Here is a 22,218-nt window from a genome sequence, read left to right as displayed (position 1 = left end):
ATGTCCCGTTCCCTGCCCGGCAAGGAGATCACCTACAGCATTTCGGAGCTGGCCCACGAATTCGATGTCACGCCGCGCACCATCCGCTACTACGAGGATGAGGGGCTGCTCACCCCGCTGCGGGAGGGGCAAACCCGCATCTACAGCCATCGGGACAAGATCCGGCTCAAGTTGACCCTGCGCGGCAAACGGCTGGGGTTTAGCTTGGCCGAGATCCGCGAGCTGTTCGATATGTACGACACCGACAAATCGAGCAAAACCCAGCTCCACTCCATGATCAAGCTGATCGAGGCAAAACGCGGTGTGCTGCGCCAGCAGCTGGAGGATATCCAGATGGTGATGGCCGAGCTGGAAGCCGCCGAACAGCGCTGTGTTAATTCCCTTAACAGCTTGAAAACCGGCGCAGATTAACCGAATCTGGGAGCAAGCTATTGCCCTGGGGATCCCATGAGATATTGGTGCTGGTTTTTGCTCTTGTTCAGCCTCTCTGGCTGGAGCCATCCCCTCATCAAGGTTGGCGGATACCCCTATGCCCCCTTTGTGGTCAAACTCTCCGATTCCCGCTATGAAGGGCTGACGCTGGATCTTATCGACCAGCTCAATGCCGTTCAGAAAGAGGTGACCTTTGTCTTTGTCCCCACCTCGGCCGCCAACCGTTACAAGGCGCTCGATCTGGGCCGTTTCTCGCTGATGCTGTTTGAAGACAGCAAGTGGGGCTGGGACACAGATAAATTCAAGATGACAGCCCCCTTCCTCGGTGGTGGCGAGGTCTATGTGGCCCTGAACAAAGCGGGCCGGGAACAGCGCTTTTTCGATGACCCCTCTCGGCATCATCTTATCGGGGTGACCGGCTATCACTACGGCGTCGGCCAGTTCAATGCCGATCCCCTCTACCTGCAGCGCAAGCTCAATATCACCCTGGTCAAGGACAATGTCAGCGCCCTGCAAGCGCTACTCAAAGGACGTGGCGAGGTAGCCATTCTCAACGTCTCATACCTTAACCAGTATCTGCTGGCCCATCCCGACACAGCCGATCAGCTGCTGATCTCGCAAAAATGGGATCAACAGTATCAGCACCGCGCCATCCTTCACCCTGCGGCCCCCATTACCCCTGCCCAGCTGGAACAGTGGCTGGCAGCGCTGCAACAAAAGGGGGAACTGGAGCGCCTTTGGACAAAGTACGGCGTACAACAGCACGCAATCCCATGATTACTATCCAGCTTTTCTGTACCATGGCGGGAACCAAATGGGAGTGCACCAAATGAACACCACCGAGCCCGCGTCCCCCAAGCTCCGCTTGCTGCGCTACCTTGCCTACGCTTTTCTGCTGTTTCTTATCCTGATCACTCTGCTGCTGTGGCAAACCCCTCGTCTGATCCAGCGCTATCTGCCCGGCTGGCTGGCCGAGCACTATGGCCTGCAACTGACGCTGGGGGAGATTGACGTAGGGCTGCGCAACCCTTCTCTCACCCTCGGCGCGACCGCCCTGCTCGATGCCAAACAGCAGCCCATCATCGGTTTTGAGCAGCTCTTTATCACCCCCGACCTGCAAACCAGCTGGCAGCACAAAGGGGTCGTGCTTTCCGCCGTCACCCTGACCAAACCCGTGGTGCTGCTGCAACGGCTGGCAGACAAAAAGGGGGATGTTCGACTCAATCTGACTGATGCGCTGGCGACCCTGCTCGCCCCTGCCCCCTCCTCCGAGCCCGAGACAGCCAGCGCCCCGCTGCCGGTCGACATCGCCAGCATCGCAGTGACTGACGGCCATGTGCGCTATCAGGATCAGCGCAAGGAGAGCGAACCCGGCTGGTTGCCGCCCCTCAATCTGGAGAAAGTGACTCTCCAGCTCGATAACCTGCGCACCGAGGCAAATCACCCGACCGCCTATCAGCTGAGCGCCGCCATCAACGGCAAAAGCAGCCTCGCAGCTCACGGCAAACTCGATGTGATGAGCGGCATGGGTCAGGGAAAAGTGAGCCTCAAGCAGGTCGAGCTGAAACCCTTCACCCCGCTCTGGACACCTTATCTCAAGCTGGATCTGGCCAAGGGCCACGCCAATGCAGAGGTGGAATTCCTGCTCAAAGAGGGCAAGCAAGAAGTACAGTGGCAATTGTCCAAAGGCAAGCTGACGCTGGACAACTGGCAGCTTAAAAAACACAAGGGAGAGGAGTTTGCCCGCTTCAGCCAGCTGGCGCTTAGCGATTTGGCTGTCGATGGCCAGAAACAGTCGATCCAGATCGGCAAGGTGACCCTGCAACAACCCCTGCTCAAAGCCACCCTCAACCCACAGCAGGAGCTGGATCTGGCTGATCTGCTCATTGCACCGGCCCCCGCCAAACCCGTCAAAGGGGCCAACGCCGCAAACGAGGCGGCCAACAATGCGGCGCCCACGTCGGCACAACAAGCAAAGACAGCCGGTAACGGCAAGAAAAACACGGCAGACAAACCCTGGCAGTGGCAGATCAGGCAGATCGCCATCGACAAGGGTGATCTCACCCTTACCGAATCGAGCAGCGGCAAACCGCTGGCACGCCAGCTCTCCGGCCTCAAGCTGGCGCTGGGGCCACTGGGCAGCAAGGGGGAGCAACCGAGCAAACTGACTCTGGCCACCCAGTTCAACCAGAGCAGCCCCCTCGCCTTTGATGGCCAACTGACCCTGACTCCTTTCACCTTAAGCGGCGACATCAACCAGCAGGATCTGCCCCTGACGCTGGCACAGCCCTATCTGGCCGATCTGGTGCGTATCAAGGTGCAAAACGGGCTGCTGAGCAGCAAGACCAGACTTGATCTCGCCACCACTGCCCGGGGAGATCTGAGCAAGCTGACCCTGCAAGGGGGGCTCGATATCAACGGGCTCAAAGTAGTCGATCGGGCAGACAATCAGCGGCTGCTGGAGTTCAACACCCTGGCTCTCACCGGTCTGACGTACGACGGCATCAGCCAGCAGATGCGGATCAAGGACATTGCCCTGAACAAGCCCTTCGCCCGCATCGAGATCAACGAAGATGGCACCACCAACCTGCAACAGCTGCTGTTGCCGCAGCCGGCGGCAGCCAAAAGTACTCAAGCGGCGGCAGGCAGCAAGGCTCCCGACTTTCGTTTCACCATTGATCAGCTGCGCACCGAGCAGGGCAACCTTCGCTTTGCTGATCGCAGTCTGAGTCAGGATTTTGTGGCCGATATCGCCTCGCTGGGCGGCCAGAGTCGCCATATCAGCAATATTCCGGGGCAACGCTCCGATCTCGCCTTCAACGGCAAGGTGGATCGCTATGCGCCGGTGACCATTCGCGGCGGCACCAACCTGCTGGTCGCCAACCCTATCCTCGACATCGCGGTCGCTTTCCACAATCTGGAGCTCACCACCTTTACCCCCTATTCGGGCACCTATGCCGGTTATGCCATTGACAAGGGGCAGCTCTCCATGAAACTGCACTACAAGCTGGAGGGCAACCGGCTGGAGGGGGATAACGACATCACCATCAAGAAGCTGCAACTGGGCGAGAAGATCAAGAGCGATCAGGCCAAGGATCTGCCGCTGGGGCTGGCCATCGCCCTGCTAAGCGATGCCAACGGGGTGATACAGATGAACCTCAAGGTGAAGGGCGATCTCGATCAACCGGACTTCAGCATCGGCAATATCTTCTGGGATGTGCTGGGCAACACCCTGAGCAAGGCGATCACCTCCCCCTTCTCCCTGCTCGCCTCGCTGGCCGATGGCACCGAAGATCTCGACGAACTTCCCTTCCTGCCGGGGGATCCCGATCTCACCCCCACCCAGCAGGAGAAACTGGTCAAGCTGGCGCAGGCCCTCAAGGATAGACCCAAGCTCAGCATGAACATTCGCGGCAAGGTCAACTTCAACGAGGAGCGCCCTATCCTGCAACGGCAAAAGCTGGAACGGGTACTGGCCAAGCTCACCGGCAATCAGGCGGATCTCGACCTGCTGGAACAGGACCCCGCCCTGCAAGAGGCGCTGGCCCAAGCCTATGAAGAGCGCTTTGGCGAAGATCTGGATGATCTGGCCGATCGCCTCCATCTGGATGAAGAGAGCGCAGCACTGCGGGCCCAGGCGGTGATCCTGCTGCGGGATCAGCAGCTCATCACCGCCAAATCCTTGCGCAATCTCGCCATGCGCCGGGCGCAAAATACCAAGGAGTTTCTGGTCGACAGCCAGGGGATCGCCCCGGAGCGGCTGTTCGTGCTCGACAGCCAAGTCAAGGAAGAGGACAAGGAAGCCAAAGTGATCCTGACACTGGATCAGTAAGGCCGCCGCACTTCGTAAAAAGCGTAATAAAAATACAACCCCTCAACTATTTTGACACCTTTTGCTCACCAAACAGCCTGTCTTGGTGAGCATTTGGCCTCTGATGCAAATAATCACGTAGTTTTTTTACGATTTATCCCCCTTGCCCCCTTGCGGGCGCGCCACAGCCTGCCTAAAATCGCGCGTCTTTTGTTAACCCCACCTCTATTTTTGGAGAACGCCACGTGAGCGAAAAATTGGCCAACCCTGCCCCTCTGGGTCTGATGGGTTTCGGTATGACCACCATCCTGCTGAACATCCATAACGCAGGTTTCTTCCCCATCAGCGCCATGATCCTGGCCATGGGCCTGTGCTACGGCGGCATCGCCCAGATCATCGCTGGCATCATGGAGTACAAGCGTGGCAACACCTTCGGTGTGACCGCGTTCACCTCCTACGGCCTGTTCTGGCTGAGCCTGGTGTTCCTGCTGATCATGCCGACCATGGGTCTGGCCGAAGCCACTCCACACGCCTACATGGGTTGGTATCTGCTGATGTGGGGCATGTTCACCCTGTTCATGCTGGTTGGCACCATCAACTACCCGCGCGCCAAGCAGTTCGTGTTCGCCTCCCTGACCGTGCTGTTCTTCCTGCTGGCCGCCCGTGACTTCACCGGCAGCACCCTGATCGGCACCATCGCCGGTTTCGAAGGCATCATCTGTGGCGCCAGCGCCATCTATCTGGCCATGGCCACCGTGATTAACGAGCAGTTCGGCCGCACCGTGATGCCGATCGGCGATCACAAGAAAGCCGCCTCAGTACAGCTGAAAGCCGCTGCCTGATAGGCAAGCCACTCAGATTGTGAAAAAGGCACCCTCGGGTGCCTTTTTGCTATCTCGAATAACTGTTCAACAGATCGGTTATCAGCCAAGTGACCCGGCGTCCACCTCCCCCGCCAGCAAGCGGGTCACGGGAAAACGCTGCGCGGGATCCTGGCTAAAGAACTGGCTCAGTTGCCGGTATACCGCGGGATAGACCTGCTGCAGCCGCAGCGGATCGGTAAAGAAAGACTCGCAGCTGACGGCAAAAAATTCGGCGGGATGTTCAGCAGCATAGGGATCGATATCGGTCACTTCGTCCCGGTCGAGCTGCTGGCAGAGCGCATCGAAGGCGCTCTGAAAGGCCTGCTGCCAGAGCTGGCTGCTCATCTGCCCCGGCAACGGCGGCGCACCGTCCGCCTCACCGCCCAACATATCGAGCTTGTGGGCCAGCTCGTGGATCACCAGATTAAAGCCGTCCCAGTCACCATCCTGCTGCAGTTCGCTCCAGGCCAGCACCAGCGGCCCTTGTGGCCAGGATTCACCGGCGTTCTCCTCTTCAAACTCGCTCACCAGACCGAACTCATCCTGCACCACCTGACGCCGGGTGACGGGTTCGGGAATGATGATGATTTCGTGAAAGCCGCGATACCAGTCGATACCGAGATGAAGAATGGGCAACGCCGCCTGCAGTGCCAGCACCGCCTGTTGACGGGGGCTGAGCTCGACCCCGATCAGGGTCAGGGTCTTGCGCTTGAGCAACTGTTGCCCCAAGCCGATAAGCGTCGTCTGCTCGGTGTCGCTGAGCCCTTGCAAGATGGGCACAGCCGCCAGCGCCTGACGCCACAGCGCCAACTCATCCTCACTCATGGGCGTTTGCGGGCGACCACCCAGCCATTTGAACCATCCCAGCACGCCTACTCCTTCTTTTGATGCAAAAAACAGGTCACAACAGTTTGACGAACCGTTTCGGCCGCTCCTGATAATCCTGCGCCAGATAGAAACGGTGGGCCGCCTCGCGCTTGAGACTGCTGGATAGCTCTAGCTGGGCGCAACCTGCGGCCCGCGCCATCGCTTCAGCGCCCTTGAGCAAGGCTGCACCCACTCCCGCCCCTCTTGCTCCTTCATCGACAACCAGCGCCGAGATCAGGCCCCAAGCTGGTGCAACATGCAGCGGTGCCAGCTTGTGCCACACCAGCACGCCGACCACCTTGTCGGCCAGGGATGCGAGCAGCACAACGCTCGCGGGATCCGGCGCCAACAGACGCTCCGTCACGTCAGCACCTTCGGCAGGATACCCCAATTGGGTGAACAGGTGGGCGATGGCGCTCCCGTCGTCGGCCTCAGGGGGACGGATCGTCAACGTCTCAGGGTCATTTTTCATTGTTGGCCTCATGTTTGCTTTCCATAGTGTTACACCCGTCACATTGTCCGGCGCAGATCAACAAGGAGGATCTCATCTTTACTCATAGAAAACGCTGCCTGCCATTATCCCCCCACCCTTGTCAATTCACAAATTTGCAACAAGGCAACATTTTTCGCTGGGAAGCACCGATACAACTCGATATGTTACAAGCCATGCATGGCGCGTGTTTGCGCTCTGCTTAACCCCTCAACCTCGCGCTCATTTGTTAACTGGATTGTTAACAAACAGGGCCGAAAACAGTGACAGAGAGCGAGGCCAAGATCTCGCCAAGACAGCGCCACAAACACAACAAAGGAGTTGTTGTACATGAATGAAATCGTCAATGCCATCAATGGTGTAATCTGGAGCCCTGCGCTCATCTACCTGTGTCTGGGGGTCGGTCTTTACTTCTCCCTGCGCACCCGTTTTTTGCAACTGCGTCATATCAAAGAGATGGTGCGCCTGATGTTTGATGGCAAGAGCACCGATGCCGGTGTCTCCTCTTTCCAGGCGCTGGCCATGACCCTGGCCGGTCGCGTGGGTACCGGTAACATCGCCGGTGTAGCCACCGCCATCACCTTCGGGGGCCCGGGCGCCCTGTTCTGGATGTGGATGGTCGCCTTCCTCGGCGCCAGCTCCGCCTTCGTGGAGTCCACCCTGGGTCAGGTTTACAAAGAGAAGATCAACGGTGAATACCGCGGCGGCCCGGCCTTCTATATCGAGAAAGGGCTTGGCATGAAGTGGTACGCCTGGATCTTCGCCATCGCTACCGTCTTCGCCTGCGGCGTACTGCTGCCGGGCGTGCAGGCCAACTCCATCGGCTCCAGCCTGCAGACCGCCTTTAATATCGATCCGAACGTCACTGCCGCCGGTCTGGCGCTGCTGCTCGGCTTTATTATCTTTGGCGGCGTCAAGCGTATCGCCAGCTTCGCCAGTACCGTGGTGCCCTTTATGGCGCTGGGCTACATCATCGTGGCTTGCGTCATCATCGCCCTCAATATCGGCCAACTGCCGGGCGTGATCCTGCTGATCTGGAAGAGTGCCTTCGGTCTGGATGCCGGTTTCGGTGCCATTCTGGGCCTGGCCATCATGTGGGGGGTAAAACGCGGGGTCTACTCCAACGAAGCGGGTCAGGGTACCGGACCGCACGCCTCCTCTGCTGCGGCAGTGAGCCACCCGGCGAAGCAGGGTCTGGTGCAGGCGTTCTCCGTCTATATCGACACCCTGTTCGTCTGCTCCGCCACCGGCTTTATGTTGCTGATCACCGGCCTCTATAACGTGCAAGGGCCGGACGGCGCCGCCATCTACACGGGTATTGCCGGTATCGCAGCAGGCCCGGGCTATGTGCAGACCGCCATGGAAAGCATGATGCCGGGCTTTGGCAGCATTTTCGTGGCCATCGCGCTGTTCTTCTTCGCGTTCACCACCATCGTTGCCTACTACTACATCGCCGAAACCAACATCGCCTACATCAACCGCAAGATTAATCGCCCTTGGCTCACCTTCTTGCTGAAGATTGCGCTGATGGCTGCCACCGTCTACGGCACCGTCAAGACGGCAGATCTGGCCTGGGGCATGGGTGATATCGGGGTCGGCCTGATGGCATGGCTCAACATCATCGCCATTCTGCTGCTGCAAAAAACCGCCTTCACCTGTCTGAAGGATTATGAAGCGCAGCAGGCACAAGGGATTGACCCCGTATTCCACCCGGAGAAGCTCGGCATCAAGAACGCCGATTACTGGGTGGGCAAGCGCTCCGAAGAGAACCTGGAACTGGAGAAATCTGGCCATCAGTTCGAGCCGGATCAGGATCGCAAGACCTCCTGAACCAGAACGACATAAGACATCAATATAAAATGGCAGCCTCGGCTGCCATTTCTTTTTCCTGTCACCTCATCTCAGAGCGGATTGCGGCGCGGCCCGAAGGGCAGCCGCCAGCGAAACAGGCTGTTAAGGGTGGCTCGCCACTGATTGGGTCGCCCCAGGATCTGCTTTTGTAGCCGAGTCTCCTCTTTGAGCATCGCCTCGTCACTACGAGCCCAGGCCTGGCTGTAAAGCTGCTTGATCCCCGCTAGGGCATCGGGCGACTTGGTAATAAGGGTGCGGGCAAACTCCCGCGCCTCCACCAGCGGATCGGCGCAGACCCGGCTCACCATCCCGAGGGATTTCGCCTCGACGGCATTCAGCTCGCGCCCGCTCATGGCCAGCTCCATGGCGGTATCCACTCCCATCAGGTTGCGCATGGTGACGCTGCCACTCATATCGGGGATGATGCCCCACTTGATCTCCATCACCGAGAAGCGGCAATCGGGAGTGCTGAAGCGAAAATCGGCCCCGAGCGCAATCTGCAAGCCACCGCCAAAACAGACTCCCTGGGTCACCGCAATCACCGGCACCGGCAGCTGGTGCCAGCCATAGGCAACCCGCTGGGCCAGATTGGTCGCCTCGTCTGCTTCACGCTTGAGAATATCGAGCGCAGCTACCGGCTGTCTCAGCATGGATTTCACATCCAGCCCGGCGCAGAAGGCTCGCCCCTCGCCATGCAGGATCACCGCCCGCAGCCCCTTGTGCCGGGCGAGCTGCGTCAGCGTCTCGTCGATGGCACTGAACATGGCGCGATCCAGCGCATTGAGTTTATCCCCCCGAGTCAACATCACTTCGGCAATCCCGTCGTGGATCTCGCACTTGATCCTTGGTTTTTCCATCTCCCTTGTCCTCTCCTTGATCCCTGAAACTGACTCACTGGTCATACCACCACGTTATCAGAGTGTGAACAGGCGGTACAGCTGAGACTAAAGTCGGCTGGTCGCCTCACCCTCCCTTTGTCACACTGGGAGCTGCATGAGTGCCGCAAGCCAGCAGAGGACGCTGTCATGTCAACCCTGTTCAATTTTGCCAGACCACCGTTCGACCGACTGGGCGAGGAGGCGCGCGAACGGCTATCCCGTCACCTCTCGCTCTGCTATTTTCGGGCCGGGGATCTGCTGCTCAAGGAGGGGGACGAGCCTCCCGGCCTCTATCTCATCATCAAGGGGGCGGTGGAAGAGTCTGCCCCCCACCACCAGTTTGGTGATTACGGGGTTGATGATCTGTTCGATGTGCGCGCCCAGTTTGACGGCCGCTGCCGCCACCGCTTCACCGCGCTGGAAGATAGCCTCTGCCAGCTCATCCCTCGCCACACCTTTCTGGCGCTCTGTGAACAGGATCCGCAGTTTGCCAGCTACTTCACCGCCAATCTGGCCGAGCGTCAGCGCCAGCAGGAGCAACGCGAACAACTGGGTCAGAAGAATCTGGCGGAATTTATCCTGACCCGAATCGAACCCGGCCACCTGCAGGCACCGCTTATCGTCGACAGCAAGCTGTCACTGCTGGCAGCCACCGAAGCCATGGTGAGCAAGGGGACCGATTGCCTGCTCTACCCGGCCCACGACGGCTCCCTCACGCTGGCAACCCGCAAGACCTTGCTCCATGCCCTGACCCTCAAGGGATTGCCGCTGACGGCCCCTCTCTCGGTGCTGACTCCTACTCCTCTGATTGGTCTGCCGCTGGAGAGCTATCTGTTTGATGCCCTGCTGCTGATGACCCGCCATCGCATCAAGCGACTGGTGGTGTGGCGCGGCAACGAGGTGGCGGGCATCTTGCAACTGACTCAGGTGCTGGGGCTCTTCTCTACCCACTCCCACGTGCTGACATTGCGTATCGCCCGCGCCGACAGCCTGCCCGCGCTGGAGGCGGTGGCCCGCGAACAGCAGCAATTGACCCGCTCACTGTTTGCCCAAGGGATCCACACCGCCTTTTTGATGAAGCTCATCGCCACCATCAACGAGCAGCTGATCGCCAAAGCCTTTGCGTTGGTGATCCCCCCGAGGTGCAGGATAAGGTTTGCCTGCTGATGCTGGGCTCGGAGGGGCGTGGCGAGCAGATCCTCAAAACCGATCAGGACAACGCCCTGATCCTGCCAGAGGGGCTGACATGGCCCACCCAGGCAGCCGATCTGGCCGAATTCAGCGCCCTGCTGGAACGACTCGGCTACCCGCTGTGCCCCGGGCAGGTGATGGTGAACAATCCGGCCTGGGTAAAAACGGGCAGCGAGTGGCAAAGCGCCATTGCCAGCGCCTGCACCACGGCAAAAGAGGATGAGCTGCTATGGCTCGCCACCCTGGCCGATGCTCACCCCATCGCGGGGGATCGACAGCTCCATCTGCCGGTTGCCAGAGCGCTGCGCGAGCAGTTGGTGGACAGGCGGGATCTGCTGGCGGAGATGGTGCGACCGGCAGTGGCCTTTCATGCCCCGCTAACCCTCTTTGGCAGGCTGGAGCAGCCACCGGAAGGGCTGGATCTGAAACGGGGTGGCCTGTTCCCGCTGGTACACGGCATCCGCATGCTGGCCCTTGAGGCAGGCATTCTGGAGACTTCAACCCTGGGGCGTATCGATGCGCTGGTGGCCGCCGATCGGCTCAGTGCCGACTATGGCAGCAATCTGGCGGAGGCGTTCCGGCTCTTTATCCGGCTGAGGCTGCGCAGCCAGCTCAAGGGGAGCGGTAGTCGGGTGCAGACAAGCGAGCTTAGCCACAGCGAGCGGGATCTGCTGCGCCAGGCGCTACATCAGGTGAAGAAGTTCCAGCAGTGGCTCACCTTGCACTTTCGTCTGAGACAATAGCCATGTTGAACCGCGTTCGACGCTACTGGTATGGCCGTGCGTTCCGAACGGGCGAGTTCGCGCCTCTCTTTGCCACCCCACCGGAAGATGAACGGATCGCCCTCGATTTCGAGACCACCAGTCTCGATCCCGAGCAGGCCGAGATCGTCTCCATCGGGGCGGTGCGCATTCAGGGTAACCGACTGCTGACCGGCGAGGCCCTCGCCATCAAGGTACAGCCACCGGCCAGCCTGACCAGCCAATCTGTGGTGATCCACGGTCTGCGCCATCAGGATCTGCAACAGGGAATGGAGCTGGAAGCCGCGCTGCGCCTGCTGCTTCACTTTATCGGCCCCCGTGAACTGGTGGGCTATCACATCGCCTACGACCTGCGCATTCTCAATCTCGCCTGCCAGAAATTGTGGGGATTGACCCTGCCCCAGCGAGGGATCGAGGTGAGCCAGCTCTATCACGACCACCTCTATCGCCGCTACCCCGATGCTGCGATTGACCTCCACTTGAGTGCCATCTGCCGTCACTTGGCGCTGCCCCCCCTGCCCGCCCACGATGCCCTTGCCGATGCCACCACGGCCGCGCTCATCTACCTGCGCCTGACCTGCGGCTCGCCACTCACTTATCCCAAAGTCTAATTGTCGAGAAATAACATTTGATTCACATTTTGCTTACATGAGCAGATCGCCTGCTCGTCGGGGTTACCCCATCCACCGCTGACACTCATGTCATGGAGAACTGCAATGGAACAGCAAAGCTATCTGAGGATCCAGCAAGATCCCAACTTCCAGGAGCTGGTCGCCAAGCGCCAGCGTTTTGCCTGGGCCCTCTCGGCTCTGATGCTGGGACTCTACCTGGCGTTTATTCTGCTCATCGCCTTTGCCCCCGGTTGGCTCGGCACCCCGCTCAGCGACAGCACCACCGTCACCCGTGGCATTCCGGTCGGGGTGGGACTGATCCTCTCCTCCTTCGTATTGACCGGCATCTATGTGTTTCGGGCCAACGGCGAGTTTGACGAGCTGAATCAGAAGATCCTCAAGGGAGTGCAGTCATGAGCGCAAAAAGCATGAAAGGCAAATGGCTGCTGTTGGCCTCACTGGCCTCCTCCCCCCTGCTGGCAGCGGATGCGCTGACCGGCGAAGTACAACGCCAACCTCTCAATGTGTCGGCCATCGTGATGTTCGTGGTCTTTGTGGCCGCTACCCTGTTCATCACCTACTGGGCCTCCAAGCGCAACCGCTCGGCTTCCGACTACTATGCGGCCGGTGGCCGTATCACCGGCTTCCAGAATGGTCTGGCCATCGCCGGTGACTATATGTCCGCCGCCTCCTTCCTCGGGATCTCGGCGCTGGTCTACACCTCCGGCTACGATGGCCTCATCTACTCCATCGGCTTTCTGGTGGGCTGGCCCATCATCCTGTTCCTGATCGCAGAGCGGCTGCGCAACCTCGGCAAATATACCTTCGCCGACGTTGCCTCCTACCGCCTCAAGCAGACCGAGGTGCGCACCCTCTCCGCCTGCGGCTCGCTGGTGGTGGTCGCCCTCTACCTCATCGCCCAGATGGTCGGTGCCGGCAAGCTGATCGAGCTGCTGTTTGGCCTGCAATATCACGTTGCCGTGGTGCTGGTCGGTATCCTGATGGTGCTCTACGTGCTGTTTGGCGGCATGCTGGCCACCACCTGGGTGCAGATCATCAAGGCAGTGATGCTGCTCTCCGGTGCCAGCTTCATGGCCATCATGGTGATGAAATCGGTCAACTTCGACATCGGCACCCTCTTTAGCGAAGCGGTGAAGGTACACGAGAAAGGGATCGCCATCATGAGCCCGGGTGGCTTGGTCGCTGACCCCATCTCCGCCATCTCGCTCGGTCTGGCACTGATGTTCGGCACCGCCGGCCTGCCTCACATCCTGATGCGTTTCTTCACGGTGAGCGATGCCAAAGAGGCGCGTAAATCGGTGTTCTACGCCACCGGCTTTATCGGCTATTTCTACATCCTCACCTTCATCATCGGCTTTGGCGCCATCTTGCTGGTAAGCACCAACCCGGCCTTCAAGGACGCCACCGGCGCCCTGCTGGGCGGCACCAACATGGCGGCAGTCCATCTGGCCAATGCGGTCGGTGGCAGCCTGTTCCTCGGCTTCATCTCTGCCGTGGCATTTGCCACCATTCTGGCGGTAGTTGCCGGATTGACCCTGGCGGGAGCCTCTGCGGTCTCCCATGACCTCTATGCCAGTGTGCTGAAGAAGGGCAAGGCCAACGAGACCGATGAACTGCGCGTCTCCAAGATGACGACTCTGGTGCTCGGTGTGGTTGCGATTGGTCTGGGGATCCTGTTCGAGAAGCAGAACATCGCCTTCATGGTGGGTCTGGCCTTCTCCATCGCCGCCAGCTGCAACTTCCCGGTGCTATTCCTCTCCATGTTCTGGTCACGCCTGACCACCCGTGGCGCCGTCTACGGTGGTTGGCTGGGGCTGGTGAGCGCAGTGACCCTGATGATCCTGGGTCCGACCGTGTGGGTGAAAGTGCTGGGCCATGCCCAGGCCATCTTCCCCTACGAATACCCTGCCCTCTTCTCCATGGGGTTGGCCTTCGTCGGGATCTGGTTCTTCTCCATCACCGACAGCTCCCAGAACGCCGCCGACGAGCATGCCAAGTTCCTGCCGCAGTTCGTTCGCTCCCAGACCGGGCTGGGTGCCTCTGGCGCCACCTCCCACTAACAGATCAAGTTCATCCTTCCAAGCCGGCTTCATGCCGGCTTTTTTTATTGCCTATCAATCGGCTGCACGCCCCGCTTGCCCCGATCAAGATCACACTTCTCGCTAAAACTTTCGGGGGATCTGTGCCATAATGCGCGCCATTTGACAGACCAATCGGGACACATACCTTGTTAAGTAGCAACAACATCACCATGCAGTTCGGCGCCAAGCCGCTGTTTGAGAACATCAACGTCAAGTTTGGCGGCGGCAACCGCTATGGCCTTATCGGCGCCAACGGCTGTGGCAAGTCCACCTTTATGAAGATCCTCGGCGGTGATCTGGAGCCCACTGGCGGTAATGTGAGCCTGGACGTCAACGAGCGCATCGGTAAGCTGCGTCAGGATCAGTTCGCCTACGAAGATATGCGTGTACTGGACGTGGTCATGATGGGTCACACCGAGCTGTGGGCGGCCATCGCCGAGCGCGATGCCATCTACGCCAACCTCGAAGCCACCGACGAAGACTATATGAAGGCCGCCGAGCTGGAAGGTCTGGTCGCCGAATATGACGGCTACACCGCTGAAGCGCGTGCAGGCGAGCTGCTGCTGGGTGTCGGCATTCCCCTTGAGCAGCACAGCGGCCCGATGAGCGAAGTGGCGCCGGGCTGGAAACTGCGGGTGCTGCTGGCACAGGCGCTGTTCTCCAACCCCGATATCCTGTTACTGGACGAACCGACCAACAACCTGGACATCAACACCATTCGCTGGCTGGAGCAGGTGCTCAACGAACGTGAAAGCACCATGATCATCATCTCTCACGACCGTCACTTCCTGAACTCCGTCTGTACCCACATGGCGGATCTGGACTACGGCGAGCTGCGCGTCTACCCGGGCAACTACGACGACTACATGCTGGCCGCCACCCAGGCGCGCGAGCGTCTGCTGGCCGACAACGCCAAGAAGAAGGCCCAGATCGCCGATCTGCAATCCTTCGTCTCCCGTTTCAGCGCCAACGCCTCCAAGTCTCGTCAGGCGACCTCCCGTCTCAAGCAGATCGACAAGATCAAGATTGAGGACGTCAAGGTCTCCAGCCGCCAGAACCCCTTCATCCGCTTCGAGCAGGACAAAAAGCTCTATCGCAACATCCTGGAAGTGGAAGGCGTATCCAAGGGGTATGGCGACGGTCCCCTGTTCAAGGGCCTCAACATGATGATGGAAGTGGGCGAGAAGGTCGCCATTCTGGGTACCAACGGTATCGGTAAATCCACTCTGATCAAGACCCTTGTCGGCGCACTGGCTCCGGATACCGGCACCATCAAGTGGTCCGAGAACGCCCAGATCGGTTACTACGCTCAGGATCACGCCGAAGACTTCGACACTGACCTCAACGTGTTCGACTGGATGGCCCAGTGGAAACAGGAGAACGAAGACGAGCAGGCTGTACGCTCCATACTGGGCCGTCTGCTCTTCTCTCAGGACGACATCAAGAAGCCGGTCAAGGTGCTCTCCGGTGGTGAACAGGGTCGCATGCTGTTCGGCAAGCTGATGATGCAGCGCCCTAACATCCTGATCATGGATGAGCCGACCAACCACCTGGACATGGAATCCATCGAATCCTTGAACATGGCGCTGGAGCTCTACCAGGGGACCCTGATCTTCGTCTCCCACGACCGCGAATTCGTCTCCTCTCTGGCGACCCGCATCCTGGAGCTGACTGAAGATGGCATCCGCGACTTCGGCGGCACCTACGAGGATTACCTGCGCACCCAGGGCGTGGTATAACCCCGCAAGTGCGCAATGCAAAACCGGCACTCATGTGCCGGTTTTTTTATATCCCGTATTTAGACGACTGAGATGGCGTATAGCAGTGGTGTGACTACACGCCAGAGCACAGAGCACAGAGCACAGAGCACAGAGCTTGAGTATCCTCCTCTTGCCCACAGATAAAAAAACGGCTCCATCAAGGAGCCGTTTTCATTGGGTTGAGCAGTGCCGATTACTCGACGGTCGCTTCCACACTGGTGAAGTACTCGATCTTGGCCGTTTTGCGCAACTCGTCGATCAGAGACTTGTAATCCACCTGAGCTTTGCCCTGACCCAGCTGAGCTTGCAGCATGGCGGCCATGCCGGATGCGGCGGCAGGGACGTTGACCTTGTCCAGCGCAACTACAACGCGGTCACCATTGGTCTCGGCAACCAAAGCCACGCTTGGCTTGCCGTCGATCGGATGGGGCAGCGTGAACGCCTGGGCAATCAGGTTCTGATCCAACTCGCGATCGAAGCGGGCAACCCCTTTATGGGTCTCCACTTTCAGACCGAGTGCAGTCAGATCGGCTGTGATGCTCTCACCGACCTTCAGCTTGTCCAGCAGGCCCTGGGCCTTGCCACGGGCCACTTCGCTAGCCTTGTCATGCTTGATGGCGGCAATCACCTGCTCTTTCACCTCGGCCAGCGGCTTGACCGCTTTGGGCTTGTGACCAGTGATGTGCAGCACCAGCGCCTTGCCGTCAGCCAGCTCGATCACGTCGGAGTTGGTGTTGTCATCGCGCAGCTGTTCGGAGAACGCCACGGAGAGCACCTTGGGATCATTCAGCGGAGCCGGAGCAGTCGCCTGGGTGAAGAAATCGGAAGATTGAACCTTCATCCCCATGGCATCAGCGGTCAGATCCAGCGAGTCCGGGTTTTCGAAGCTGTTGTCAGCCATCTTCTGCTGCTCGGCGAAGAACTTCTCCTTGGCCTTGTCAGCTTGCAGACGAGTGATGGTCTCTTCTTTCACATCGGCAAACGGCTTGGTCTGGGCTGCTTCAACCCCCAGCAGCTTGATGATGTGGAAACCGAACGGGCTCTTCACCACGCCGGAAAGATCGCCAGCCTTGTCCAGGGCGAACGCGGCATTCTCGAAGGCCGGATCCATCACCCCTTTCTCGAACCAGTCCAGCTCGCCGCCTTTTTTGGCAGAGAAGGTATCGGAAGAGTCAGCCTTGGCCAGCGCAGCGAAATCATCGCCCGCCTTGGCTTTGGCCAGCACGGCTTCTGCTTTCTGCTCGGCCGCTTTCTCGTCCTTGCCAAACGGGATCAGGATATGAGCCACGTGGCGACGCTCGGCACGCTGGAACAGATCCTGGTGCTGATCGTAGTAATCCTGGGCATCCTGCTCGGTGACCTTGATATCCTTGGCGAGGTTGGCAGCGTCCAGCAGCAGATAGTCGACCTTGACCTGCTCGTCGTTCATGAAACGGGCGCCATTGGTCTTGTAGTACTGCTCCAGCTCGTTGTCGGAGACCTGAACGTCAGCCATGTAGTTGGCGGCAGCCAGACGCACCAGACGCAGATCGCGAGTCTGGTTGTAGAGCTTGTCGAGCTGCTCCGCTTCACCCTTGAGGGAGAATTCGGTACCCAGCAGAGCGCTCATCAACTGTTGACGCACCATGTCCTGACGCAGGGAGTCACGGAACATTTCGGGAGTCATGCCAGCACGACGGATCAGCTGCAGATAGCGGTCATTGTTGAACTTGCCGTTCTCGGCAAACTCCGGCATGGCCACGATGGCTTGCTTGATCTGTTCATCGCTGATACGCAGACCCAGTTCACGGGCCTTGCTGTCCAGCAGCGCCTGATCGATCAGCCGATCCAGCACTCCACGGCGGAACTGTTTCATGTAATCGGGGTTCGCGGCCAGCTGGCTGAATGCCTCTCCCATCTGGGATTCCATGCGGGCGCGCTCGTTACGGTAGGCATTTTCCAGTGCCGCAGCACTGATCTCTGTGCCATTGACGGTGGCGGGGGCGGTACGGGCCGGGCCGTTCAGGTAACTACCTACACCAGCCAAGGCAAAGGAGAGGATGATCAGGCCCAAGATAACCTTAGCTACCTTGCCCTGCGCCCCTTCGCGTAGTTTATCCAACATCATGTTTGTACTTATGCTCCCGAACTCGATGGGCGTAAACAATAAAAAGGCGCACCGATTGCGATGCGCCTTGGTCAATCAGTATGAGAGAAGACTCTCTAACTTGTCTGGTCTGCGACCAAGGACGGTAGCCGACGGATATCAGCGACCGACTTAGTTAACAGCGTCTTTCAGGGCCTTACCGGCTTTGAAGGCAGGAACTTTACCAGCAGCGATTTCGATGGTCGCGCCAGTCTGCGGGTTACGGCCTGAACGGGCAGCACGCTCGCGTACAGCGAAAGTACCGAAACCAACCAGAGCAACCTGGTCACCCTCTTTCAGCGCTTCACCAACAGCATCAATGAAGGCATCCAACGCACGGCCAGCGGCAGCTTTGGAGATATCGGCACCGTCTGCAATCTTGTCAATCAGTTGAGATTTATTCACTCTTATATTCCCCTTTTATCAAACACCGCTGCGGCGCTGATTTCCCTGGCCACAACAAGTGGAGGTTTTATAGCAAGCCTCCTGATCAGTTGCAAGTGACAATCTGGCGCAAACCCGCGCCACACAACGCATTGCGACTCATCACGAGTACCCGATCGGTGGTCAAGGCTACTTCCGTTATCGGGCGCATGCAAGCCTTAACCACCCGCCGAATGCGCCAAATTTGCGGCGCATCAACATTTACACGACAGAAACGCGCTCAAACCCCTGTGGATTGTCCTGCAACGCCAATTCCAGCACCTCGTCAATCCAGCGAACCGGATAAATTTCAAGGTCTTGTTTGACGTTTGCCGGGATCTCCTCAAGGTCACGCTCGTTCTCTTTCGGAATAAGCACTCGCTTGATGCCGCCACGGTGGGCTGCCAGCAACTTCTCCTTGAGACCACCGATGGGCAGCACTTCGCCGCGCAAGGTGATCTCCCCTGTCATCGCCACATCAGCACGAACCGGATTACCGGTCAAGCTGGAGACCAGGGCAGTACACATGGCGATACCGGCGCTCGGACCATCTTTCGGGGTTGCCCCTTCCGGTACGTGCACGTGGATATCGCGCTTCTCGTAGAAGTCGGCGTTGATGCGCAGTTTCTCGGCACGGGCTCGTACGACTGTCATGGCCGCCTGGATGGACTCCTGCATCACGTCACCAAGGGAACCGGTATAAGTGAGCTTGCCCTTGCCCGGCATGTTGGTGGTCTCGATGGTGAGCAGATCGCCCCCCACTTCGGTCCACGCAAGACCACACACCTGACCCACCTGGTTCTGGTCGGTGGCCTTGCCGTAATCGAAACGCTGCACCCCGAGGAACTCCTTGAGGTTCTCCTGATTGACCTGAACATGCTTGATGCTCTTGTCCAGCAGGATGCGCTTGACCGCCTTGCGACAAATCTTGGAGATCTCGCGCTCCAGACTCCGCACCCCCGCCTCGCGGGTGTAGTAGCGGATCACTCCGACCAGGGCAGAATCTTCGATGGTGATCTCGGACTCTTTCAGGCCGTTGCGCTGGATCTGCTTGGCAACCAGATGCTGCTTGGCAATGTTGAGCTTCTCATCTTCGGTGTAACCGGAGAGACGGATCACTTCCATCCGATCCAGCAAGGGGCCCGGGATGTTCATGGAGTTGGAGGTGGCCACGAACATCACGTCCGACAGGTCATAATCCACTTCCAGGTAGTGATCGTTGAAGCTGTTGTTCTGTTCCGGATCCAGCACTTCCAGCAAGGCGGATGCGGGATCGCCACGCATATCCGAGCTCATCTTGTCGATCTCGTCGAGCAGGAACAGCGGGTTCTTCACACCGACTTTCGCCATCTTCTGGATGAGTTTGCCGGGCATGGAACCGATATAGGTACGACGGTGACCACGGATCTCCGCTTCGTCACGCACCCCACCCAAGGCCATCCGCACATATTTGCGGCCGGTCGCCTTGGCGATGGATTGGCCCAGCGAGGTCTTGCCCACACCGGGAGGCCCAACCAGACAGAGGATGGGACCCTTGAGCTTGTTCACCCGTGCCTGTACCGCCAGATATTCGAGGATGCGATCCTTGACCTTCTCGAGGCCATAGTGATCGGCGTCCAGCACCTCTTGCGCCTTACCAAGATCTTTCTTGACCTTGGAGCGCGCCTTCCACGGCACCTGTACCATCCAGTCCACATAGCTGCGAACCACGGTAGCCTCGGCGGACATGGGAGACATCATCTTCAGCTTGGCAAGCTCGGCCTGGGCCTTTTCACGGGCATCTTCCGGCATGCCAGCCTCTTCAATCTTGCGATTGAGGGCTTCAAACTCATCCGGGCTATCTTCCAGCTCACCCAGCTCTTTCTGGATGGCCTTCATCTGCTCGTTGAGGTAATACTCGCGCTGGCTCTTTTCCATCTGCTTCTTGACGCGAGTACGGATGCGCTTCTCGACCTGCAGCAGATCAATTTCCGACTCCATCATCGCCATCAGGAATTCGATGCGCTCGGAGACCGATACGATCTCCAGCACCTTCTGTTTGTCCTCCAGCTTGAGCGGCATGTGGGCCGCCATGGTGTCAGCCAGACGCGCAGCATCGTCGATCGCCGAGATCGAGGTCAGTACCTCGGGCGGGATCTTCTTGTTGAGCTTGATATAGCCTTCAAACTGGCCGATGGCGGAGCGAACCAGTACTTCCTGATCCTTCTCCTCAATGGCTTGGGAGGGGATGTACTGGGCCTCGCAGACAAAGAAATCCTTGTCGTCGATCATCCGCTCCAGGCGGGCACGCTGCCCCCCCTCTACCAGCACCTTAACGGTGCCGTCCGGCAGCTTGAGCATCTGCAGAATATTGGCCACTGTCCCGACGGTGAAGATCTCCTCCACAGTCGGCTCGTCGGTTGACGCATCCTTCTGGGCCACCAGCAGAACTTTCTTGTCCTGCTCCATGGCCGCTTCCAGACAGCGAATGGATTTTTCCCGCCCCACAAAGAGTGGAATGACCATGTGGGGATAAACCACCACGTCACGAAGAGGCAGGACGGGAATCTCGATGCGTTCTGAACGCTCTAGGTTCATATATGTCCTCTCGGCTTGTTATACCGTTGGCAAAGCGCTTGGCTGAGTATATGGGGGCGCTGAGATGAGATTCAATCGCCGAAACCGTAAAAAGCATGAAAGGGGCAAAAAGCCCCTTCCATTTGATTAAAAATCAGACATTTACTCTGATGCAGCAGCCTGGGTTTCGGGATTCTCGTAGATCATCAAGGGCGCGGAGTCCCCTTTGATCACGGTCTCGTCGATCACCACCTTGCTGACCCCTTCCAGAGAAGGCAGGTCATACATGGTATCCAGCAGCACGGCTTCCACGATGGAACGCAGACCACGAGCACCGGTTTTACGCTCCATCGCCTTGCGAGCAATGGCGTTGAGCGCGTCGTCACGGAACTCCAGCTCAACCCCTTCCAGATCGAACAACGCAGCGTACTGTTTGGTCAGCGCGTTTTTCGGCTCTTTCAGGATCTGGATAAGGGCAGACTCGTCCAGCTCTGTCAGGGTCGCAACCACCGGCAGACGGCCGATGAACTCGGGGATCAGACCATATTTGATCAGATCTTCCGGCTCTACCTTGGCGAAGGTCTCGCTCAGGGTGGCCTTGGCATCCTTGGATTTCACCTCGGCGCCAAAACCGATACCGGTTCCCTTCACGGAACGCTGCTCGATCACCTTGTCCAGACCGGCAAAGGCACCGCCACAGATGAAGAGGATCTTGGAGGTATCAACCTGCAAGAACTCCTGCTGCGGATGCTTGCGACCACCTTGCGGCGGCACGGAAGCGATGGTCCCTTCGATCAGCTTGAGCAGTGCCTGCTGTACCCCTTCCCCGGAGACATCGCGGGTGATGGAGGGGTTGTCCGACTTACGGGAGATCTTGTCGATCTCGTCGATATAGACAATGCCACGCTGGGCCTTCTCTACGTCGTAGTCGCACTTTTGCAGCAGCTTCTGGATGATGTTCTCCACGTCCTCGCCCACATAACCGGCTTCGGTCAGGGTGGTCGCATCGGCCATGGTGAACGGCACATCCAGCAGACGAGCCAGAGTCTCGGCCAGCAAGGTTTTACCGCTACCGGTCGGGCCAATCAGCAGGATGTTGGATTTGCCGAGCTCAACACCACTGTTTTCGCCGCTGTTGCGCAGACGCTTGTAGTGGTTGTAGACGGCAACGGCCAACACCTTCTTGGCGTACTCCTGCCCGATCACATAGTCATCGAGATGAGCGCGGATCTGATGAGGGGTCGGCAGCTCGTTACCATCGCGCTTGGGCGAGATCTCGCGGATCTCTTCGCGGATGATGTCGTTGCACAGCTCGACGCACTCATCACATATGTAGACGGAAGGGCCAGCGATCAGCTTGCGCACTTCATGCTGGCTTTTGCCGCAAAAAGAGCAGTAGAGCAGCTTATCACCCTCACCCTTGCGTTTTTCTGTCATTCAGCAACCTCGTTTTATCAATAGAGGATGGATCGGCCTGTTGAGTTTACAACAGACCGG

At 58.6% G+C, this 22,218-nt stretch carries 16 protein-coding genes and 1 pseudogene; 10 read left to right on the top strand and 7 right to left on the bottom strand.

Translation table 11 applies throughout. The annotated features are described in order from the left end of the window. The 4 genes from ACTG1P_RS01320 to ACTG1P_RS01305 all read left to right on the top strand — a co-directional run bounded on the left by ACTG1P_RS01320 (position 1) and on the right by ACTG1P_RS01305 (position 5,085). The gene (locus tag ACTG1P_RS01320; protein WP_440000246.1) at positions 1 to 411 is read left to right on the top strand and encodes a MerR family transcriptional regulator; all 411 of its coding nucleotides are present in this window, start codon (positions 1 to 3) and stop codon (positions 409 to 411) included. A 36-nt stretch (positions 412 to 447) separates the two neighbouring features. Then, the gene (locus tag ACTG1P_RS01315; protein WP_440000245.1) at positions 448 to 1,209 is read left to right on the top strand and encodes a substrate-binding periplasmic protein; all 762 of its coding nucleotides are present in this window, start codon (positions 448 to 450) and stop codon (positions 1,207 to 1,209) included. A 52-nt stretch (positions 1,210 to 1,261) separates the two neighbouring features. After that, positions 1,262 to 4,264 (top strand): DUF748 domain-containing protein, encoded by a 3,003-nt coding sequence (locus ACTG1P_RS01310; RefSeq protein WP_440000244.1) that lies wholly within the window; start codon positions 1,262 to 1,264, stop codon positions 4,262 to 4,264. Positions 4,265 to 4,488: 224 nt separating this feature from the next. Beyond that, positions 4,489 to 5,085 (top strand): acetate uptake transporter, encoded by a 597-nt coding sequence (locus ACTG1P_RS01305; RefSeq protein ID WP_440000243.1) that lies wholly within the window; start codon positions 4,489 to 4,491, stop codon positions 5,083 to 5,085. A gap of 81 nt (positions 5,086 to 5,166) precedes the next feature. Here ACTG1P_RS01305 and ACTG1P_RS01300 read toward each other — a convergent pair whose 3' ends face one another. Together ACTG1P_RS01300 and ACTG1P_RS01295 are read right to left on the bottom strand one after the other, a co-directional pair. Further along, positions 5,167 to 5,931, bottom strand: coding sequence for a zinc-dependent peptidase (locus ACTG1P_RS01300; protein WP_440002266.1), 765 nt, complete (start codon positions 5,929 to 5,931; stop codon positions 5,167 to 5,169). A gap of 76 nt (positions 5,932 to 6,007) precedes the next feature. Continuing rightward, positions 6,008 to 6,445, bottom strand: a complete 438-nt coding sequence (locus ACTG1P_RS01295) for a GNAT family N-acetyltransferase (RefSeq protein WP_113739400.1) — start codon at positions 6,443 to 6,445, stop codon at positions 6,008 to 6,010. 348 nt (positions 6,446 to 6,793) lie between these two features. On the opposite strand from ACTG1P_RS01295, the gene ACTG1P_RS01290 reads away from it, so the two are divergent. Continuing rightward, complete coding sequence (locus tag ACTG1P_RS01290; RefSeq protein ID WP_440000242.1) at positions 6,794 to 8,293, top strand: alanine/glycine:cation symporter family protein; 1,500 nt, start codon at positions 6,794 to 6,796, stop codon at positions 8,291 to 8,293. A gap of 71 nt (positions 8,294 to 8,364) precedes the next feature. On the opposite strand, the gene ACTG1P_RS01285 is transcribed toward ACTG1P_RS01290, so the two are convergent. Further along, the gene (locus tag ACTG1P_RS01285; RefSeq protein WP_440000241.1) at positions 8,365 to 9,171 is read right to left on the bottom strand and encodes a crotonase/enoyl-CoA hydratase family protein; all 807 of its coding nucleotides are present in this window, start codon (positions 9,169 to 9,171) and stop codon (positions 8,365 to 8,367) included. Positions 9,172 to 9,339: 168 nt separating this feature from the next. Here ACTG1P_RS01285 and ACTG1P_RS01280 point away from each other — a divergent pair. The 5 genes and pseudogenes from ACTG1P_RS01280 (at position 9,340) to ACTG1P_RS01260 (ending at position 15,596) form a co-directional block, all read left to right on the top strand. Then, positions 9,340 to 11,126, top strand: a pseudogene (locus tag ACTG1P_RS01280) (putative nucleotidyltransferase substrate binding domain-containing protein). A 2-nt stretch (positions 11,127 to 11,128) separates the two neighbouring features. Further along, positions 11,129 to 11,755 carry a 3'-5' exonuclease gene (locus ACTG1P_RS01275; RefSeq protein WP_440000240.1) on the top strand — a complete coding sequence of 209 codons (627 nt, stop codon included), beginning with the start codon at positions 11,129 to 11,131 and terminating at the stop codon, positions 11,753 to 11,755. A 105-nt stretch (positions 11,756 to 11,860) separates the two neighbouring features. Further along, on the top strand, positions 11,861 to 12,172 hold the full coding sequence (locus tag ACTG1P_RS01270; RefSeq protein ID WP_005336970.1) for a DUF485 domain-containing protein: 312 nt from the start codon (positions 11,861 to 11,863) through the stop codon (positions 12,170 to 12,172). An 11-nt stretch (positions 12,173 to 12,183) separates the two neighbouring features. Further along, positions 12,184 to 13,836, top strand: coding sequence for a cation acetate symporter (locus ACTG1P_RS01265; protein WP_041234426.1), 1,653 nt, complete (start codon positions 12,184 to 12,186; stop codon positions 13,834 to 13,836). 167 nt (positions 13,837 to 14,003) lie between these two features. Further along, on the top strand, positions 14,004 to 15,596 hold the full coding sequence (locus tag ACTG1P_RS01260) for an ABC-F family ATPase (RefSeq protein ID WP_139474278.1): 1,593 nt from the start codon (positions 14,004 to 14,006) through the stop codon (positions 15,594 to 15,596). A gap of 214 nt (positions 15,597 to 15,810) precedes the next feature. Here ACTG1P_RS01260 and ppiD read toward each other — a convergent pair whose 3' ends face one another. The 4 genes from ppiD to clpX all read right to left on the bottom strand — a co-directional run bounded on the left by ppiD (position 15,811) and on the right by clpX (position 22,158). Continuing rightward, positions 15,811 to 17,724: a peptidylprolyl isomerase gene (gene ppiD, locus ACTG1P_RS01255; RefSeq protein ID WP_440000239.1), complete on the bottom strand. Its 1,914-nt coding sequence runs from the start codon at positions 17,722 to 17,724 to the stop codon at positions 15,811 to 15,813. Between the two features lie 150 nt (positions 17,725 to 17,874). Next, positions 17,875 to 18,147, bottom strand: coding sequence for a nucleoid-associated protein HU-beta (gene hupB / locus ACTG1P_RS01250; protein WP_005315375.1), 273 nt, complete (start codon positions 18,145 to 18,147; stop codon positions 17,875 to 17,877). Positions 18,148 to 18,387: 240 nt separating this feature from the next. Continuing rightward, positions 18,388 to 20,742 carry an endopeptidase La gene (gene lon / locus ACTG1P_RS01245; RefSeq protein WP_005336976.1) on the bottom strand — a complete coding sequence of 785 codons (2,355 nt, stop codon included), beginning with the start codon at positions 20,740 to 20,742 and terminating at the stop codon, positions 18,388 to 18,390. 141 nt (positions 20,743 to 20,883) lie between these two features. Next, a complete protein-coding gene (gene clpX / locus ACTG1P_RS01240; RefSeq protein ID WP_005336977.1) occupies positions 20,884 to 22,158 on the bottom strand; it encodes an ATP-dependent protease ATP-binding subunit ClpX in 1,275 nt (424 codons plus the stop codon). Between the last annotated feature and the right edge of the window lie 60 nt (positions 22,159 to 22,218).

Source organism: Aeromonas sp. 11P, from assembly GCF_051920165.1.
GTDB lineage: Bacteria > Pseudomonadota > Gammaproteobacteria > Enterobacterales > Aeromonadaceae > Aeromonas > Aeromonas veronii.
Note: the sequence above shows the minus strand (reverse complement) of the source record. Positions and strands in the feature narration are given on the sequence as shown.

Bases quoted from the DNA above. Each gene is read 5' to 3' on its own strand.
- ACTG1P_RS01320 (WP_440000246.1), top strand. From the start codon at position 1: ATGTCCCGTTCCCTGCCCGGCAAGGAGATCACCTACAGCATTTCGGAG.
- ACTG1P_RS01315 (WP_440000245.1), top strand. From the start codon at position 448: ATGAGATATTGGTGCTGGTTTTTGCTCTTGTTCAGCCTCTCTGGCTGG.
- ACTG1P_RS01310 (WP_440000244.1), top strand. From the start codon at position 1,262: ATGAACACCACCGAGCCCGCGTCCCCCAAGCTCCGCTTGCTGCGCTAC.
- ACTG1P_RS01300 (WP_440002266.1), bottom strand. From the start codon at position 5,931: ATGAGTGAGGATGAGTTGGCGCTGTGGCGTCAGGCGCTGGCGGCTGTG.
- ACTG1P_RS01295 (WP_113739400.1), bottom strand. From the start codon at position 6,445: ATGAAAAATGACCCTGAGACGTTGACGATCCGTCCCCCTGAGGCCGAC.
- ACTG1P_RS01290 (WP_440000242.1), top strand. From the start codon at position 6,794: ATGAATGAAATCGTCAATGCCATCAATGGTGTAATCTGGAGCCCTGCG.
- ACTG1P_RS01285 (WP_440000241.1), bottom strand. From the start codon at position 9,171: ATGGAAAAACCAAGGATCAAGTGCGAGATCCACGACGGGATTGCCGAA.
- ACTG1P_RS01275 (WP_440000240.1), top strand. From the start codon at position 11,129: ATGTTGAACCGCGTTCGACGCTACTGGTATGGCCGTGCGTTCCGAACG.
- ACTG1P_RS01270 (WP_005336970.1), top strand. From the start codon at position 11,861: ATGGAACAGCAAAGCTATCTGAGGATCCAGCAAGATCCCAACTTCCAG.
- ACTG1P_RS01265 (WP_041234426.1), top strand. From the start codon at position 12,184: ATGAAAGGCAAATGGCTGCTGTTGGCCTCACTGGCCTCCTCCCCCCTG.
- ppiD (WP_440000239.1), bottom strand. From the start codon at position 17,724: ATGATGTTGGATAAACTACGCGAAGGGGCGCAGGGCAAGGTAGCTAAG.
- lon (WP_005336976.1), bottom strand. From the start codon at position 20,742: ATGAACCTAGAGCGTTCAGAACGCATCGAGATTCCCGTCCTGCCTCTT.
- clpX (WP_005336977.1), bottom strand. From the start codon at position 22,158: ATGACAGAAAAACGCAAGGGTGAGGGTGATAAGCTGCTCTACTGCTCT.